At 74.6% G+C, this 17,911-nt stretch carries 13 protein-coding genes; 4 read left to right on the forward strand and 9 right to left on the reverse strand.

Annotated features, from left to right (window positions below; all coding sequences use genetic code 11):
• From BZZ08_RS36005 to BZZ08_RS38900, 3 genes are all read right to left on the reverse strand, one after another.
• The coding region (locus tag BZZ08_RS36005) for a polyketide synthase dehydratase domain-containing protein (protein ID WP_198601892.1) at positions 1–1,248 on the reverse strand (1,248 nt) is incomplete at its 3' end.
• Positions 1,245–2,831, reverse strand: a complete 1,587-nt coding sequence (locus tag BZZ08_RS36010; RefSeq protein WP_133169249.1) for an AMP-binding protein — start codon at positions 2,829–2,831, stop codon at positions 1,245–1,247. The genes BZZ08_RS36005 and BZZ08_RS36010, both read right to left, overlap by 4 nt.
• Before the next feature lie 38 nt (positions 2,832–2,869).
• The gene (locus BZZ08_RS38900; RefSeq protein ID WP_157953365.1) at positions 2,870–3,124 is read right to left on the reverse strand and encodes an acyl carrier protein; all 255 of its coding nucleotides are present in this window, start codon (positions 3,122–3,124) and stop codon (positions 2,870–2,872) included.
• 314 nt (positions 3,125–3,438) lie between these two features.
• On the opposite strand from BZZ08_RS38900, the gene BZZ08_RS36020 reads away from it, so the two are divergent.
• Positions 3,439–5,571 (forward strand): alpha/beta fold hydrolase, encoded by a 2,133-nt coding sequence (locus BZZ08_RS36020; RefSeq protein ID WP_104636382.1) that lies wholly within the window; start codon positions 3,439–3,441, stop codon positions 5,569–5,571.
• Positions 5,568–6,314, forward strand: a complete 747-nt coding sequence (locus BZZ08_RS36025; protein WP_104636383.1) for a class I SAM-dependent methyltransferase — start codon at positions 5,568–5,570, stop codon at positions 6,312–6,314. Before BZZ08_RS36020 ends, BZZ08_RS36025 begins: the two co-directional genes overlap by 4 nt.
• A 100-nt stretch (positions 6,315–6,414) precedes the next feature.
• On the opposite strand, the gene BZZ08_RS36030 is transcribed toward BZZ08_RS36025, so the two are convergent.
• Positions 6,415–7,131, reverse strand: a complete 717-nt coding sequence (locus BZZ08_RS36030) for a PIG-L deacetylase family protein (RefSeq protein WP_104636384.1) — start codon at positions 7,129–7,131, stop codon at positions 6,415–6,417.
• A 169-nt stretch (positions 7,132–7,300) separates the two neighbouring features.
• Between BZZ08_RS36030 and BZZ08_RS36035 the strand changes: the two genes are divergently transcribed.
• On the forward strand, positions 7,301–7,702 hold the full coding sequence (locus BZZ08_RS36035; protein WP_104636385.1) for a DUF3224 domain-containing protein: 402 nt from the start codon (positions 7,301–7,303) through the stop codon (positions 7,700–7,702).
• Between the two features lie 113 nt (positions 7,703–7,815).
• Positions 7,816–8,181 carry a VOC family protein gene (locus BZZ08_RS36040; RefSeq protein ID WP_104636386.1) on the forward strand — a complete coding sequence of 122 codons (366 nt, stop codon included), beginning with the start codon at positions 7,816–7,818 and terminating at the stop codon, positions 8,179–8,181.
• A 74-nt stretch (positions 8,182–8,255) separates the two neighbouring features.
• On the opposite strand, the gene BZZ08_RS36045 is transcribed toward BZZ08_RS36040, so the two are convergent.
• The 5 genes from BZZ08_RS36045 to BZZ08_RS36065 form a co-directional block, all read right to left on the reverse strand.
• The gene (locus BZZ08_RS36045; RefSeq protein WP_052841998.1) at positions 8,256–9,188 is read right to left on the reverse strand and encodes a DUF6039 family protein; all 933 of its coding nucleotides are present in this window, start codon (positions 9,186–9,188) and stop codon (positions 8,256–8,258) included.
• Positions 9,189–9,207: 19 nt separating this feature from the next.
• On the reverse strand, positions 9,208–11,583 hold the full coding sequence (gene fabD, locus BZZ08_RS36050; RefSeq protein WP_104636387.1) for an ACP S-malonyltransferase: 2,376 nt from the start codon (positions 11,581–11,583) through the stop codon (positions 9,208–9,210).
• Entirely contained in the window at positions 11,580–12,479 is a 900-nt protein-coding gene (locus BZZ08_RS36055; protein ID WP_104636388.1) for a DUF6039 family protein, read from the reverse strand. The genes fabD and BZZ08_RS36055 overlap by 4 nt, the downstream gene beginning before the upstream one ends.
• A 137-nt stretch (positions 12,480–12,616) precedes the next feature.
• On the reverse strand, positions 12,617–14,176 hold the full coding sequence (locus tag BZZ08_RS36060; protein ID WP_241965648.1) for an MDR family MFS transporter: 1,560 nt from the start codon (positions 14,174–14,176) through the stop codon (positions 12,617–12,619).
• 41 nt (positions 14,177–14,217) lie between these two features.
• Positions 14,218–17,911: type I polyketide synthase (locus BZZ08_RS36065; protein ID WP_133169250.1), on the reverse strand; the 3,694-nt coding region annotated here is incomplete at its 5' end.

Below are 17,911 nucleotides of genomic sequence, written 5' to 3' on the forward strand. Positions count from 1 at the left end.
GGGCCGCCCCGGCGGCTGCGCGGGGGCGGTGTCCGCCGCCGCGCTCGGTGCCGCGGCGGGCCGGTCCTCGGCCGGCAGCGTGACGGTGTGCCGCTGGGCCAGGTGGCGGGCGACGGAGGCGACGTCCGGGTGCTCGAAGAGCAGCGTCGGGTAGAGGCGTCCGTCGACGGCCTTCTCCAGTTCGGTGCTCAGCGCGAGCAGCGTCACCGAGTCCAGGCCGAGTTCGTAGAAGCCCCGGCGGGGGTCCACGGCGTCCGGGGCCCGGCCCAGCAGGCCGCCGATCAGGGTGCGCAGGTGCGCGGCGAGCCGCTGCTCGGGATCGCCGCCGGTCGCGGCGGCGGGCCGGGGTCGCTGCTCCGGCGGTGCGGGCGGGGTGTCCAGCAGGCGGGTGATGAGTCCCGCGTGCCGCACCCGCTTGCAGCTCAGCTTGGTGAACTCGGCGACGAAGCGGCCCTGTTCGTCGTAGACCAGGCAGTCGTTGTGCATCAGGTCACCCGACGGGGCGACGGTCTCGGCCGTCGGGACGTGGACCCAGCAGGGTCCGGTCACCGCGCGCGGGGCGCGGAACCTCGCGATGTGGACCGGGATGAACGGGTCGGGTCCGGGCGGCGGGCGGTGGCCGAAGGTGACCAGGGTGGCGGCGTCGAGCTTCGCCGGGTGCAGGTGGAAGGCGCTCTCCTGGTCCCGGGAGGCGGGGTCCAGTTCGAGGCGGGCCAGCAGACCGCCCGTGTCGAGGAGGTGGAGTTCGCCGAAGCCCTTCATGGGCGGCCCATGCTCGATGTCCTCGCTCCGTGCCTGCCGGTACAGCTCGGCCATGTCCCTGCTCCCTCGGGCGCGGGTGAGCAGGGCGCGCGGGTCGATCGGCGGGGGCGGGGGTTCGTCGGTGAACTCGAGGCGGGCCGAGAAGTGCGGGCGCCAGGGTATGCCGTCGGACTCCGCCGTCGCCGGGTCGGTGCCCGGTGCCACGATCGCGCCGGCCGCCTCCACGGGGCGGGCGCCGGTGGCGTCCGGGGCGCCGATCGTGACCCGTACGGCGAGGTCGCGTCCCACGGCGGTGGCCATGGGCTCGGCGAAGAGCACGTCCCGCAGTGTCGCCCGCTCGGTGTCCAGGTCCTGGGCGCGCAGGATGCGGTACACGATGTCGAGGAAGGTCGCGCCCGGCATCACCGACACCTGGTGGATGCGGTGGTTCTGCATGATGAAGTCGTCGTGCGGCAGTGAGAGGTGACACTCGATCGGGTCGTTCACGGCGTGGCTTCCCCCTCGTGTCCGAGCCGGCGGACGGCGTCCTCGCGCAGCCGGGTCCGGTCCGTCTTCCCATGGGTGTTCAGTGGTGCGTCGGGCAGCCACCACAGGTGTCGGGGCAGCATGTAGGGCGGCAGCCGGTCGGCGAGCCGTTCGGCCAGGTGCGCGGTGTCGGGTTCGGCGTCGCCGAGCAGGTAGCCGACGAGCCGGGTGCCGCCGGGCGCCGCGAGCGCGAACACGACGGCGTCGGTGCCGGAGGTGTCGCGCAGGGCCGCCTCCACCTCGCCGACCTCCACCCGGTAGCCGTTGACCTTCACCTGGGCGTCCTTGCGGCCGAGGTGGACGAAACCGTGCGTGGTGGCGCGCACCTGGTCCCCGGTGCGGTACCAGCGCCGGCCGCCGTACTCCAGGAACCGGCCCGCGTCCTGGGCCGGTTCGAGGTAGCCGCGGAACATCTGGGGTCCGGTCATGACGAGTTCGCCGGTGCCGTCGACGGGCGTGCCCTCCGGGCCGAGGAGCATCGCCTCCATCCCGGTGTTCGGGACTCCGATCGGTACGGTGGCGCCGTATTCCGGGGCGGACAGGTCCTGGCCGGGATGCCAGCGGAACGCGGTGCAGGCGATGGTCAGTTCGGTGGGGCCGTAGATGTTGTCGAGGACGCCGTCGGGCGCGGCGCGCTGCCAGTAGCGCGCGGTGTCCAGGTGCAGGGGCTCACCGGCGAACACGGACTGGCGCAGGCCGGCCAGGCTCCCGGGGGCGAGCCGGTCGGCACGCTGCAGGCCGCGGGCGAGGCTGGGGGTGCTGTGCCAGACGGTCAGCCCGTACCGGCGCACCCAGCGTGCCGGGTCCAGGGCCTGGAGCCGGGACAGGACGCACACGCACGCCCCACCGGCCCAGGCCGGGAAGATGTCGCACATGGCCAGGTCGAAGGTGGTCTCGTGGACCTGGCTGAACCGGTCCTCGGGCCGCACGCCGTAGCGGGAGTGCGAGGCGGCGAGGAACGCCGAGACGTTCCCGTGGCTGACGGGCACGCCCTTGGGGGTGCCGGTGGAGCCGGAGGTGAAGAGGATGTAGGCGAGGTCGTCGGGCGTCCCCGCGGCCGGCCGCCGGCCGGGCCCGGCGCCGGGCTCGGACAGTTCCTCCGCCGTCAGGACGCGGGCGCCGCCGATGGCACTGGGCAGCTTCGCGGGCAGGGCGGTGCGGTCCGTGCCCGGGGCCAGGGCGACGTGGACGGGTGCGGACTCCAGTAGGCGGGCCACCTGCCCCGCCGCGCCCGGGGCGGCGATCACGGCACCGCAGCCCGCGGCCCGCAGTACGGCGGCGTTGCGGGCCACCGGATTCTCCGGGTTCAGCGGCACGGCCGGGGCGCCGGCGTGGAGAGCGGCGAGCAGGCCGATGTACGCCTCGGGGGTCTTGGCGGCGAGCACGGCGACGGGTGCGCCCGGCTCGGCGGCCGCGACGACGGCGGCGGCCCAGGTGCGGGCGAGCGCGTCGACCTCGGTGTAGGTCCAGTGGCGGTCGAGGATGCGCAGGGCGGGGCCGCCGGGGTTGCGGGCGAGGCCGTCGGCGAACCAGTCCTGAAGCATTCTGGCGGCGCCCGGCCGGGTGCCCGGCGCGCCGGGCGTCACCGGTCCGCCAGACAGCCGCTGACCACACGCCACAGGTCGGCCGGGGTGGCGAAGCTGGCCGGGGCCAGGGCTCCGTCGGGGAACTCGATGCCGTAGGCGTCCTCCAGCCGGGCGGACAGGCCGACCATGCCGAGGGAGTCCAGACCGTGCGCGGGCAGCGGGAGGTCGGCGCGCAGCGCGGCGGTCGGGGGGTAGTCGGTGAGTGCGGCCCTGACCAGCTTCTCGAAGGTCTCGTCCCAGTTCGTCGCCACGGTGCGCCTCGTCCTTCTCGTCGTCGCCGGGGTGGTGCCGGTGTGCCGGGTGATCCGTATCGCCGTGCGGCGCGCGGCCGGCTCCGGGAACGTCGCGGAATGGGCGTGCGGGCCCGTTCGAGATAAATCCGGCGCGGGGATGCTAACGACGGAATTTCCGTCGCCGCAAGGGCGTCCGGGTACTTTTTCGGCGTGCGCACTATTGAGCAGAATTCCGGCCAGTAAAGAGCGGACCATCTGGGTTCTTCTTTTTGTTTCCAGCCCCCGGGAATCAGGAGCTCGGCGGCGCCCGTCGCCACAGGAGGACGTCACGCATGCCGCAGCGGGTGCTGATCGCCGGTACGTCGCCGCTCCTCGCGGGCCGGCTCGCCGCCCGTTGCCTGGCGGCCGGGGAGCGTGCCGCCGATACCGAGGTGGTCCTGCTCTCCGTCGTCCGGTCCCGTCCCGGGGCGCCCGCTCCGGGACGTCGGGAGCTGGCCGGGTTCGTGACGGAACAGGGCAGCGGGGCCGAAGGGCCGGACGCGCTCGACGCGGGGCGGCTGACCGTGGTGTGCGTCGAGCCGGACGGCGTGGACGCCGAGCTGAAGGCCTGGACGGCGGAGCAGGTGTGGTGCGTGGTGCCGGGCTGGGACCGGTCGCGGGCCCGCGGGGCACGCGCGGACGCCGCGCTGGCCGGCTCGCTGCTCGCCGCGCTGCCGGGCCTCGGGGCCCGCCGCTATGTGCAGGTGGGCCAGGACCCGGCGCCGGACGACGACCGGGCGCGGCGGTCCTGCCGGGACCTGGAACGGCCGGCCGTGGAGGCGTGCCTGGACTCCGGGGTGTCCTGGCGGATGCTGCGCACGGCACCGGTGGTGGACGCGCGGGCCCCGGCGCTGGGTGAGTGCCCGCCGGGCGCCCACCGGTTGCTGTGGGCGCTGGACTCGGTGCGCGCGGAGGTGGCGGACCGGGTGCCCGACTGGTTCGAGCGGCAACCGCTGCGGGTGGCCGGTGTGGCGGGTCTCGGCCTGCCCCTGCTGACCGCGGAACGGGCCGCCGGGGAACTCTGGCGGGCCGGCGCCCCCGGAGACCTGCCCGACGGCTTCGCCGCGGTGCCCCGACCCGCCCCGGTCCCGCTGACCGACGTGCTCGCCCGGGCCGGCGCGGTGCACGGCATCGACGTCCGCCCGGTGCCGGACCGGGCGGACTTCAACGCCGTCGACCGGCTCCTGGACCTCCGCCTGACCGGCGTACGCCGTCAGGCGGTACGCCTGCGCGGGACGGCACCGGCGGGACCGTCCGGTGCGGCGGAGGCGGCCCGGTCCGGCGGCCCGGCGCACGGCACCGCACGGTCCGGGCCGGACGGAACGGACACGGCCACGGCCGCGACCGGGGCCGGGGCCGGGGCCGCGCAGGCTCCGCTGCCGCCTTCCGCCGACGGGACCGCCCCCTCGGACGCCCCGTCGTCCCTCTCCCCCGCCGGGCAGTGGGAGTTGTTCGGCGCGGTCCGGGCCCATGGGGCGTCGCCGGACGCGGCGCGGGGCACGGGGGGTCTGCGGCGGCGCGTCGTGGACGTGGCGGGGCGGCCGCTGGTGCTGTTCGAGGGCGGGACCGGCGAGGGTCCGCCCCTGCTGGTGCTGAACGCGCTCGGGCAGGGACCGGGCTTCCTGACCCGGCTGTGCGCCCATCTGGTCCCGCACCACCGCGTCGTCACCTGGCAGGTGCGCGGCACCGAGCGGGAGGATCCGCCCTGGGGGACCCGGCACCAGCTCGACGACATCGACGCGGTGCTGGCGGCCGTCGGCGCCGAGCGCGCCCATCTCCTCGGCTGGTGCACCGGGGCCAAGATCGCCACCGCCTTCCAGCAGCACCGCCCGGGGGCCGTCGCCTCCCTGGTGTTCCTGAACGCCACGTTCCGGCAGAACGACCGCTGGGACGGCATGGACACCAAGTACGAGTCCGATCTGGCCGCGGTGTGCCGCGCGCTGGACCGCAGGCCGGAGAAGGCCGCGTGGATGCTGGACCTGCTGGCCCCGGGCGCCGCGGGCGGCGGAGGCAGCCCCGGCGCCCGGGACGCGGGGGTGCTCGGGGTGCTGAGCCGGGCACTCGCCGACGAGGTGCGGCGGCCCTTCCGGGACGCCGAGGTGCTCGTGCGGTACGCCCGTCAGCTCGTGGACCTCTGGCGGCTCGACTCGGCGGCGCAGGCGCCCCGGGTGGCCGTGCCGACGCTGTTCGTCTGCTCGGAGTTCGACGGCATCTCCTCCCCCGCCCGGGCCCGCGAGGCCGCGCGCTGCTTCCCGCACGCCCGGTACGCGGAACTGGCCGTCGCCGGCCACTACGCGCCGCACGACCGCCCCGCCCTGGTGGCGGAGCTGATCACGGAGTTCCTCCGCGCGCCGCGGGAGGTCGCCGATCTCGTGCGGTACGCGGAGATCACCTGGCACATCGACACGGAAGGAACTGCGCGGTGACCGAGGCCAAGGCCTTCGACCGGGTCGCGGACGACTACGACCGGATGCGGGGCGGAATGGAACGCGGCAGGCAGGCCGCGGCACAGCTGGCCGGGGACCTGGCTCCGGGCCCGGTGCTCGAGGTGGGCGTCGGCACGGGCATCGTGGCGGCGGGGCTGGCCGAACTGGGCCACGACGTGCGCGGCGTCGACGTGTCGCCGCCGATGCTGGCCCGGGCGGCCGAACGGCTCCCGGGGCGGGTCTGCGTGGGGGACGCGAGGGCGCTGCCGTTCGCCGACGCCAGCTTCGACAACGTGGTGTTCACCCACGTCCTGCACCTCGTCGGGGACATGCCCCGGGCGTTGCGCGAGACGGCGCGGGTGCTGCGTCCCGGGGGGCGGCTGCTCGCGGTGCACGGAGATCCCGCCGCCGATCCGGACGAGCTGGTCGCCGTACTGGACCGGCTGGCGGTGCTGCAGCCGCGGCGTCCCGACACGCCCGAGGGCCTCGACGCGGCGGCGCGGGAGGTGGGGCTGGAGCGGCTGCGGCACGAGTTCGCCCCCGACTACGAGCGGGCCACGACCCCCCGGCAGCTCCTGGAGAGCCTGGAGCGCCGGCTGCCGCCGTACCTGTGGGACGTCGACGACGACACCTGGGCGCGGGTCGTCGAGCCCGCGCTGGCCGCCCTGCGCGCGCTGCCCGACCAGGACCGCCCCCGGGTGCAGCAGTGGCGCGTGCACCGCAGCGTGTACGTCAGGAGCTGAGCCGCCGCGATCCCCTCTCGCCGCCGGCCGGGGACGACGGGGCGGGCCGCCCGTCGTCCCCGGCCGGCGGTGTCCGGACCGGGGTGCTCGGCGCGGCGGGTCAGCGCGGTATGAGTTCGAAGGCGATCGCCGGACGGCCGCCGAAGCGCGCCCCCATCGCCTGGGCCAGGCCCAGCAGCGGGCCGCGGACGTCGGTGACGGGCGGCTGCATGGCCGCCAGGTAGCTGGCGTGGGCCTCCAGCGAGGCCACCGCCCGGTCGATGTGGTCGGTGACGTCCACGGCGTGGGTCGGCCTGGGCGAGTTGGAGACCGCCACGTAGCGCACGCCCTGCCAGGGGCCGGGGCCGTCCTCGGGGAAGATCCAGCGGTTGGCCGCGTCGCCCACCGCGTCGAGGAGGGCGCGGCCGGTGTTGCGGTGGTCCGGCGAGTTCCAGCGTCCCGTCGACGTGTGGTCGTGGTGGCAGAAGCCGAGGACCAGCTCGGGACGGTGGCGGCGGATCGCGGCGGCGAACTCGCGGCGCAGCTCGGCGGAGTACTCGATCCGGCCGTCGGGGTGGTCGAGGAACTCCACTCCGGCCGCTCCCACCACCGCCGCGCCGGCCCGCTGCTCCGCCTCGCGGATCTCGGCGGCCTTCTCGGGCGCCATCGAGTCGATGCCGGCCTCGCCCCGGCTGGCCACCAGATAGGCGACCGACTTCCCGGCCGCGGTCCAGCGCGCCACGGCGCCCGCCGCGCCGAATTCCATGTCGTCGGGGTGCGCCACCACGGCAAGGGCGCGGGTCCAGTCCTCGGGCATTTCCTGGAATTCATCGGTCATGCCCCGAAGATAACAGCGCGCTTTCCGGTCCCGGTACCCCGGAATTGCCTTTCTCTGCACCGCTCAAAAGTGAGCAGATGCAGCGGTGTCCAGGCGCGAGAATCCGGCTGATCCCCGTCGGCAGTCCGGCCACCGGTTCGCCGAGGTACCGCGAGCGAGAGGACAGCACATGCAGTCGACCAGCACCATGACCTGGGATCCCTGGCAGCCCGCGCCCTACGAGCAGACGGAGGGTGCTCCGCTGCTGCTGCACGGCCAGGTGGCCAACCACTACCGGGGGCAGATCGAGGGCGAGGGCGTCCAGCAGGTCCTCATCGCCCTGTCCCCCGACGGGGCGAGTGTGTTCACGGCGCTGGAACGGGTGACGGGCCGGATCGGCGACCGCAGCGGCAGCTTCGTCCTCCAGGTCACCGGTACCACCGGCGGGGGCGCGGCCAAGGCCACCCTGGAGGTGCTGGAGGGTTCCGGAACGGGCGGGTTGGCCGGTTTGCGCGGGACCGGCACCTACTTCTGCGACAACCCGGGTCCGGACGGTCACGCGGCGATCGCGTTGGACCACTCCTTCGAGTAGTCCCGGCGATCCGCGTGCGCCCGCACCGGTGAGGGCCTAGGCTCGCGAACGCCGGAGGTGCACGCGGAGGTTGCACGCCGAGACGATCATCGTCCTGAGGAAGGAAACCTTTCATGTCCCCCATTGGGCAGCTGGCAGCGGTCACCCTCGACGCGCCGGACCCGAAGGCTCTGGCCGAGTTCTACAGCGCCGTCACCGGCTACCAGACGCTCTTCGCGAGCGAGGACTTCGCCTACATCGGTACCGCGGACGGCTCGAGCCGCATCGGTTTCCAGCGGGTCGAGAGCCTGAAGCAGCCCACCTGGCCCGGTGACGACAAGCAGATGCACCTCGACTTCAGCGTCAGCGACCTGGACGAGTCCGTGGAGCGGCTGACCTCCTTGGGGGCCACCAAGCCGGACCACCAGCCGGGCGGCGAGAAGTGGGTCGTCCTGATCGACCCGGCCGGTCACCCGTTCTGCGTCACCACCATGGCCTGACGCCGGCCCCGCCGGACGACGCCACGCCAGAGGCCGCGGCACTCACCCGAGTGCCGCGGCCTCCTCGTGCGGCCTCAGTCCGCCCAGTACTGCGGGGTCAGGCAGCCGTCGTTCCCGCTGCCCTCCAGCATCAGGCTGTCCCAGCGGCCACCGCCCTGCTCCTTGGGCACCCAGTCCTGCATGTACGTGGCACGCGGCGCCGCGGGGTCGGTGCGGGCGTCGATGCCCATCAGCTTGTACATCGTGCCCAGCGATTTCATGTGGATGAGGAAGTGCATCCGCTCCATGGTCCCGAACAGTTCCTCGAAGACCAGCGCGGTGGCGTCCCCGTCGGCGTTCAGGTTGGTGTTCTCGGCGACCGTGCGTGCGAACAGGCGGGCCTCGGCCCGGTACTTGTAGCTGAAGTCGACCACCCGGTGCATGATCACCCCGGCGGTGGCCGTGTTGAGGAGCCGGTCGGCGGGGACGGCGGTCTGGTGGTGCGCCGGCTGCACCTCGAACCAGGGCTCGTCCCGGTCGGCGGCCAGCGGACTCATCGACGGGTCCTGGGCCATGGTCTGGGTGGCGGTGCCGAACATCCCCCAACGGTGCGGGAGCATCATCGTCTCCCGCACACTGCCGGGCACGAACGCGGCCTGCCAGGCGTCGGCCTGGTGCTGGGAGACGTGGCCGCCGAGCACCCCGTCCCGGAAGTCGCGGGGGCCGCCCATGTGCAGCAGCCGCTCGTAGTCCTCCAGGGACCGGAAGTGGATCAGCCAGTGCAGGCGGTCCTTGACACCGAAGGTCTCCTCGTAGACGAACACGGTCGCGAGGCCGGGATGCTTGGTGTTGACGAACTCCGCGGCCTCACGGGCCAGCCGGCGCGCGCTGTCGCCCTGGCCGGCGGCGATCTGCGCGACCCGCTCCACGACGACCCCGGCGTTCGCCGAGTGCAGGATCCGGTCGGTGGGCTGCGTGGTCTGGTGCCGGGCGGGCGGAACACCGGGCGTGCCGCTGTCCAGGGTCATGTCGCTCTCCTCGTGTGGGTCATGGGTGGGTCGCGGGGTGGGGACCGGGCTCGGTGAAGGCGGCCAGGCGCTCGTCGAGGACCCGTGCCGCCCCGGTCATCAGCAGCTCGGCGATGCGTTCGACGTGCCGCTCGCGCCAGGGCTCCAGGGCGGTGCCGGCGACACAGCGGTTGAACGCGCCGGCCGCGGGCCCGCAGTGCACCTGGTAGTTGGCCCGCTCGGCGGGGTCTCCGTCCTGGGCGGCCCGGTTGGTGCGGGCGAAGTACGACTTGAACAGGAGCGCCATCCGGTGCTTGGGGTCGCGCTCGGCCCGTTCGATCTCGTGGCCGCGTCCGGTGTCCCGGTAATGGGCGCACGTCTGCTTCCACGCCTGGTCCAGCGGGGCGCGCAGACAGTCGCGTTCCAGCCAGGTGCGGGTGGCCTCGTCCAGGTCGTCCAGGCCGCTGTGGCCGCGGTAGAGCTGGTACAGCTTGTTGGCCCGGGCCGCGAAGAGGGTGCCCTTGCGGACCACCTGGACGCGGGAGCCGAGTTCGAACAGGTCGCCCGCGGGCGCGTACGCGGTGTCCTGGACGTCCAGGGCGGCCAGCAGGTCCTTGACGGCGTCCGAGGTGCCGGCCTGGGGCGAGCACTGGTTGACCGAGCCGGTGACCACGAAGTCGGCGCCGAGCACGAAGGCCGCCGCGACCGCCTCGGGGGTGCCCAGCCCTCCGCAGGCCCCCACCCGCAGCCGGCGGACGTAGCCGTGCCGTGCGGTCAGTCGCGCGGCGAGCGCGGCCGTCGTCGGCACCAGGGCCAGGCTGACCCCGCCGTCGGTGTGGCCGGCCGAGTCGCCCTCCACGCAGATGTCCTGCGCCACCGGCAGCCCGCGTGCCGCGTCGGCCTCGGCCGCGGTCAGCGCGCCCCGGGCGACCAGGCGCCGCAGCAGTTCCTCGGCGGGCGGCGCCATGAAGTGGGCGGCCACTTCGGGACGCGAGCACTTGGCGACCAGGGTGCGTACGGCGACGGGGGTTCCGTCCGGGGTGCGGTGGGCGCCGGTGAACCGGAACCGGACGAGCGCCGGGGTGACGGTGGTGAAGGCGGCGGCCTCCACGTGCCGGACGCCGTGCCGCAGCAGCAGGTCGGTCAGGGCGTCCTCGGCGCCGGGACGCGTCAGGTCGTGCAGCACGTTGACGCCGTAGCGGCCGTCGAGGCCCGGGGTGCGGGCGAGTTCGGCGAGTGCCTTGTCGACGGTGTCCAGGTCCAGTCCGCCGGCGCCGAAGTAGCCGCGCAGGCCCGCTCTTCCGAGCCGGGCGACCAGTTCCACCGAGGACACCCCGCGGAACATGCTGCCGGCGAGGTAGGCGTAGCGCACGCCGTGGTCCTGCCGGAACTCCGCGCTGCCGAGCCGGGCGGCGGCGGGGTCCCGTACGGTTTCCGGCCCCGGGGCGACGACCGGCGCCTCCCGCCGCACCGGCACCGGCACGGGGACGGGCTGCTCCCGCTGCGGCTGCGGCACGGGGACCCGCTGCGACGGCTGCGGCTGCGGCTGCGGCTGCGGCTGCGGCACGGTGTCCGCCTCGGCCCGTACCGACTCCCACATCTGCCGCAGCATCGGGCGCGGGCCGAACTCGTCGGCCTCGGTCACGCCCCGCCGGATCAGTTCCCGCAGCGTCTCGTGCCAGCGCACCGGGGCCGCGATCTGCCGGGCCAGCAGGTCCGCCACGCCGTCGGCCGGATAGGGCCGGCCGGTGACGTTGGCGAACACGGGGATGCGCGGTGGCCGGAAGCCGACGGTGTCGAGGAACGCGGCGAAACGCTCCTGAGCGGGGAGCATGTGCCGGGAGTGGAAGGCGCCGCTGGTGGCCAGCGGGACGCAGCGGGCGCCCGGGGCCGCCCGCACGGCGGCGCGGAGCGCCTTGACGCTCTCGGCCGGCCCCGACACCACCACCTGGGTGGCGGTGTTGAGGTTGGCCAGGTCGACGTCGGTGGCGCCGCTGCGGTCGAGCAGGGCTCGGACGGCGTCCGGCGACAGGCCGAGGACGGCCAGCATGGCGCCGCCGTCCGCCTCACCCATCAGCTCCCCGCGCCGGCACACGATCCGCAGGCCGGTCTCGAAGTCGAAACAGCCCGCGGCGAGCAGCGCGTTGTACTCGCCGAGGCTGTGTCCCGCCAGGACGTCGGGTGCGGGCCCCTCCGCCAGCGCCTGCGCACAGGCGAGCGCGTTGACCACGTACAGCGCGGGCTGGGTCCACCGGGTGCGGTTCAGCCGGCCGTCGGGGTCGTCCAGGCACAGGTCGCGCACGGACTCGCCGAGGACGCGGTCGGCGGCCGCCACGTACTCGGGGAAGCGGTCGAAGAGCTCCTGCCCCATTCCGACGCGCTGCGCGCCCTGGCCTGCGAAGAGCCAGGCCCTCACGCGCCCGGGCTGAGCTGGTGCGGCAGCAGCAAGGTGTCCTCGATGGTGCCGGGCACGAAGGAACGGCCCCAGGTGCCGCCGCCCTTGTGCTCGGCGACGAACTGCCGCTCGCCCAGCGCCCGGAAGTCGGCGTCCGTGCGCTCGAGTTCGAGCAGTTCCTGGTAGGCGTCGAAGTCCTTGAGGTGGATGAGCCAGTGCAGCCGGTCCATCACACCGAAGGTCTCCTCGTAGAGGTACGAGGTGGCGCGACCGGGCAGCTTGCGGTTGACCTCGTTCTGCCAGGCGAACGCGTACAGCCGGGCCTCCTTGCGGAACTCGTGCGAGGCCTGGCCGGTGCGGTGCAGGGTGAGCAGCGAGTTCGCGGAGTGCAGCAGCTCGGTGTCGGACTGGTCGGTCTGCAGTCTGGCCGGGTCCACCCAGAGTTCGCCGCTGTCGTGATCGTCCTCCTCGTGCACGAGCCCGTGCTGCGGGACGAGGATGCGTTCGCGCACGGAGCCCTCGACGACGGCCCGGCCCCACACGCCGGCGCCGGCGTCCTCGGGCACCCGGTCGCTCTCCAGCAGGTCGATCATCTTCTCGTCGTGATCGACCATGTGCAAGCTGATGGCGTAGTCGTTCGGGGTCTTCCAGTGGATCAGCCAGTGCACCCGGTCCCGCTTGCCGAACGCCTCCTCGTAGAAGTAGAAGGAGGCACCGTTGAGGTCGGACTGGTTCATGTAGGCGATCACGTCGGCGAAGAGCTTGCGGCCCTCGTCGCGGTGCTCGTACTTCAGCTGGGCGCTGCGGGCGATGGTGAAGCCCGAGTTGCCCGAGTGCAGCAGTTTGTCGGCGGGCACGGGGCTCTGGGCCGACGCGGGGCTGGGACCGGCCGCGCTCCGGGGGGTCCGCTGGTCCATGAATGGCCGTCCTTCCAGTGCGCAGGATGCGTGGCTCGTGCCGGCCCGGGGCCGGCGCGAGCCACGCTAGGCGGACCGTCGTCCCGGGGCTGCACAACTTTGAGCAGGCGGGGGACGGTCCCGCCCGCCCGGACGGGTCAGCCGGCGGTGGACGTCTCCTGCGCCGGCTCCTCGGCGGCCGGGTCGTTCTCGCGGGGCATCTCCTTGAGGAACAGGGACACCACGAGGGCGATCCCGACCAGCAGGACGCACACCAGGAACATGTCGCCCATGGCGTGCGCGTAGCCGTCCAGGGCGTCCCCGCGCGCCGGTTCGGGCAGCCGGTGCAGGGCCGTGACGCCCTGGTCGGCGGCGCGTGCCGCGTCCTGGCCGACGTCCGCCAGCCGGTCGGCCACCCGGCTGGTGAGGACGGTGCCGAGGACGGCGACCCCGATCGCGGACCCCATGCGCTGGAAGAAGTTCGCGGAGCTGGTGGCCGCACCGATGTCCTGCGGCGGCACGGAGTTCTGTACGGCGGTGATGACGGGCTGCATCACCAGGCCGACGCCGGCGCCGAACAGGAAGGCGTACACGCCGATCTGCCAGTAGGGGGTGCCCGCGTCGACCCGGGACAGCAGCAGCATGGTGACGACCAGGAGTGCGGAACCGGAGACCGGGAACACCTTGTACCGTCCGGTCTTGCTGATCAGCTGCCCGGATGCGATGGAAGTGAAGGTCAGTCCGAACATCGCGGGCAGCATGGCGAGTCCGGAGCGCGTGGACGACATGCCCATGACAGCCTGGAAGTACAGCGGCAGGTACACGATGCCGGCGAACATGGCGGCCCCGGCGAGCAGTCCGAACAGGGCTCCGACGCCGAAGACCGGATTGCGGAACAGGCGCATGGGGATGACGGGTTCGGCCGCCCGGTTCTCCGCCCACACGAACAGGGCGCCCAGCACGACGGCACCGGCGGCCAGCGCCAGCGAGCCGGGGGCGGCCCAGCCGTGGGCCTCGCCCGCCCAGTTGAGGTACAGCAGGGCGCAGACGACGGCACCGGCCACCAGGGCGGCGCCGGTGAAGTCGATGGTGTGCCGGCGCTGGGGACCGCGGACGCGCAGGCCGATCGCGGTCGCCACCAGGGCCAGCACGCCGACCGGCACGTTGATCAGAAAGATCCAGCGCCAGCCGGGACCGTCCGTGAACCAGCCGCCGACCAGCGGCCCGACCACGCTCGACAGGCCGAACACGGCCCCGAACAGGCCCTGGTAGCGGCCTCGGCGCTCCGGCGGCACCACGTCGGCGATCACGGCGAGCGCCAGCACGAACAGACCGCCCGCGCCGAGGCCCTGGATGCCGCGGAAGACGATGAGCTGCCCGATGCTCTGGGCCACGCCGCACAGCACGGACCCCACCACGAAAACGCCGATGGCGCACTGCACCACGGTCCGGCGGCCGTAGAGGTCGGACACCTTGCCCCACAGCGGGGTGACCGCCATGGAGGTGACCAGGTAGACCGTGACCACCCAGGGCAGGCGTTCGAGACCACCCAGTTCGCCGACGATGCTGGGCAGGGCGACACTGACGACGGTCTGGTCCAGGGCCGACAGCAGCATCCCCGCCATCACACCGGCGATGGCCAGGGCGGCCTGACGAGGCGTGGGCAGGGCCGGTGCCGCGTCCGCGGGCCCGGGGGCCGCCTCTGCGGAGTTCTCCATGGGGGGTGCTTCCTTCCGTGGTGGTGAAGGGCGGCCGGGTGCTACGGCACCCGCGCCGCCGGGCCTGATGCGGGAACGCCGTCCGTCACCTGGCGGGTGACGAAGTGCAGATCGAGGATGGCGGCACGGGCGGCCGCCGGCCGGGGTTCCGCCGGGGGTACGGGAGAGGTCGGGCGTTCGGCCGGCGGCACGGGACCGGCGTCCGCCTTCCGGTCCAGCCACAGCCGCCGTCGGGTGTAGGCGGGCGCGGGCAGCGGCTCGCGCACCGGTACGCCCGCCGGCCGCTCGGCCGGGTCGAGGGCGGAGGCGACGAGGTGGGCGTTGGTGCCGCCCAGACCGAAGGAACTGATCCCCGCCACCCGCCGCGCGGGCGGTACCGTCCACGGTTCGGCCGCGGTCACGGGCCGGAACGGCGAGTGGGCGAAGTCGAAGCGCGGGTTGGGCATCTCGCAGAACAGCGTGGGCGGCACGACCCCGTGCTCCAGGCTCAGCGCGACCTTGATCAGGCCCGCCACGCCGGCCGCGTTCAGCAGATGACCGACGTTGGCCTTCAGACTGCCGATACCGCAGCGGCCGTACGGCTCCTCGGCGCCCGCGAACGCGTCGGTGAGCGCCTTGAGTTCCATCGGGTCGCCGATCCTGGTGGCCGTCCCGTGCGCCTCCACCAGTCCTACCTCCTCGGCCCGGCGCCCGGCCGCGGCCAGGGCCCTGCGGACGACGTCGGTCTGCGCGGCCGGGTTCGGCGTGGTCGTGCCCATGGTGTGGCCGTCGTTGTTCACGGCGACCGCCTCGATCACCGCGTGCACGCGGTCGCCGTCGCGCAGGGCGGCGGCCAGCGGTTTCAGCAGGACCGCACCGCAGCCCTCCCCCGGCACGATGCCGTCGGCCCCCTCGTCGAAGGGGCGGCAGCGGCCGGTGGGCGACAGCACGCGGGCCACGCTGAACTCCAGGTAGGGCCGCTCGTCCAGCAGGACCTCCACCCCGCCGGCCAGGGCCAGTTCCGTCTCCCCGGCCAGCACGCTGCGGCACGCCAGCTGCACACTCACCAGGGAGGACGAACAGGCGCTGTCCACCACGAGGCCGGGGCCCCGGAAGTCGAAACGGTGGGCCACCTGGGCGGCCAGGAAGTTCTGGTCGGACTGGAGCACGTCGGGGCGCAGCGGCGCGCGCAGCGGGTAGGAGGTGACCCGCCCGCCGACGAAGACGCCCACGTCCCGGCCGCGCAGTTCCTCGCCCCGGTAGCCGGCGTCGGCCAGGCAGTCGCGGGTGGCCTCCAGGAACAGTCTGATCCCCGGGTCCAGCACGGTCGCCTCGTCGTCGCCGAGCTGGAACGGCCCGGGGTCGAACAGGTCGAGACCGTCCAGGAAGCCGCCCCACTTCCCGGTGCTGCGGCCCGGTTCGTACGCCGGACGGTAGTGGGCTCCGGTGTCCCAGCGGTCGGCCGGTACCTCGGTGACGGCACAGCGGCCCTCGACCAGGTTGCGCCAGAAGGTGGCGACGTCCGGGGCGCCCGGGAACCGCCCCGCCATGCCGATGACGGCCACACGGCCGTCGGTACGGCGGTCGGCGGGGGCCGCGGCGGCCCCGGTGGCCGGCACCGGGGCAGGGGGCGGCGGCGCGGCGGCAACGGCAGCGGCCGGTACGGGTGCCTCGGCCGCGGGTACGGGCCGCGGAGCCAGACCGAGGGACGTCAGGTGGTCGTGGAGTTGCCGCACCGAGGGGTGCTCCAGCAGCAGCGAGGGGGGCAGGCGCTTGCCGACGGCGTCCTCGACGCGCTCCAGCAGTTCCCCCAGCATCACGGACTCCACCCCGAGGTCGGTGAAGTCGGCCGTGGTGTCGAGGTCGGTCTCCGGGGTGCCGAGGACCGCGCACACCAGCGGGACCAGCCAGGCGGGACCGCTGCCGGCGCGCGCGGGCTCCGGTGCTGGCTCCGGTGCCGGTGCCGGTGGCGCGGCCGGTGCCGGTGGCGCGGCCGGGCTCCCGCCCGTCCGGGTGTCCAGCAGGGTCTCCGCGTCGAAGGAGGCGTCCAGCGGCAGGACCGGCAGGACGGTGCCGCCCCAGGGCATGGCGATCACCTGTTCCAGGATGCGCAGCCCCGTGGCGTCGTCGACGGTGTCCAGGCCGACGGGGGCGCAGACGTTGTCCTTGCCGCGCGCCGCGCCGCTCTCGGTCCACATCGGCCAGGCCACGGAGCGCAGGTGGGCGCCCCCGGTACGGACCCGGTGGCCGAGCAGCAGGTCCGCCGCCGCGTTGGCCGCCGCGTAGTCGGTGACGCCCACGGCGAGACGCGGGACGAGGGCGCAGGCCGAGGAGAACGCCACGAAGAAGTCGAGCCGGTCGCCCTCGCACAGGTCGGCGAGCGTCTCCAGGCCGTCGGCCTTGGGCGCGAAGGTCGCGCGGACGGTGGCGGTGTCCTTGCCGACGAAGGCGGGCCGGCCGCCGCCCAGACCGCCGGCGCAGTGCACCACGCCGCCCAGGGGCCCCAGTTCGGACCGCACCCGGTCCAGGAAGGCACCGACGGCGGCGCGGTCGGTGAGCGGGCCGCCGTGGGCCAGGACGCGCGCGCCGAGCCGTTCCAGTCGCCGTACGCCGGCGACGGTCTCGGCTTCGGCGGCATCGAGGGCTCCCGGGGTGTCCCACCGCTCGCGGGGCGGCAGTGGCCTGCCGCCGAGCACCGCGACGGCCCGTGCCCCGCGCTGGACGAGGTGGGCGGCGACCCGGGCGCCGATGCCCCGGGTGCCGCCGGTGACGACGTAGGCCCGGCCGGGGTCCGGGACGAGCGGGGTGTGCCGGGCCAGGGTGGGGCGCAGGACGGGTTCGTAGCGCAGTCCGTTCCGGTGGCAGACCTCCGCGCGGCCGCCCGGCCGGTGCCACTCGCCCCAGAGCGCGGCGGCCAGTCGTTCGGGGTCGGCGGTGGGCAGGTCGGTGTCGAGGACGGTGGTGTCCAGTCGCGGGTACTCGGCGCCGAGGCAGCGCAGGAACCCGGCCATGCGGGCACCGGACGGGCAGGGGGCGGGCCCGTCGAGGTCCTGGAGTCCTCGTACCGCCTGGAGGCCGCGCAGCCGGGCGCCGGGCCGGGCGCCGACGAGCCGGCGGATCAGCAGCAGGCGGGCGGTCCAGGGGCCGGGGGCGGCGGGGTCGGGCCGGTCGAGGTCGGTGAGGTCGATCCAGCCGGCGATCGCCGGGTGGCGGGCGAGGAGTCCGTCGGTGACGGCGTCGGCCTGGGCGTCGTCGCCGAACCCACCCGCGCCGTCCGGGGAGTGGCCGTCGTGCACGAGGACCGGGACGAGGGCGCCGGGCGGTGCCGTGCGGGCGAGCGCGTCGGCCACGGCTCGGGTCGCGGTGCCGTACAGGCACACCACGGCGCCCTCGGCGGGGCCGCTCCCGTCGGCCGCCTCGCCGGTGGGCAGCCACTCGCGGCGCAGCAACTCGATGTCCCCGGCGTCCTGTGGAGCGGACGGGGCGGCACGGCCGGGACGCGGGTCCGGGGAGGCGGCGGGTCCGCCGGTGGTGTCCTCCTCGGGGATCCAGCAGCGCATCGCGGCGAAGGGGTAGGTCGGCAGGGAGGTGACGCGCGGTGCGGCGCCGGTGTACAGCCGGGTCCAGTCGACGGGCCCGCCGGTCACCCAGTGCCGCGCGAGCGCGGCGAGGTCGGGGTCCGGGCCGTCCGGCAGCAGGCGTCCCTGGGGCCGGCCGCCGTGGGGCGCCCGGCCGCGTGCGGCGCTCCCGGCGTCC

The organism is Streptomyces sp. MH60 (genome assembly GCF_002939385.1).
Classification (GTDB): domain Bacteria; phylum Actinomycetota; class Actinomycetes; order Streptomycetales; family Streptomycetaceae; genus Streptomyces.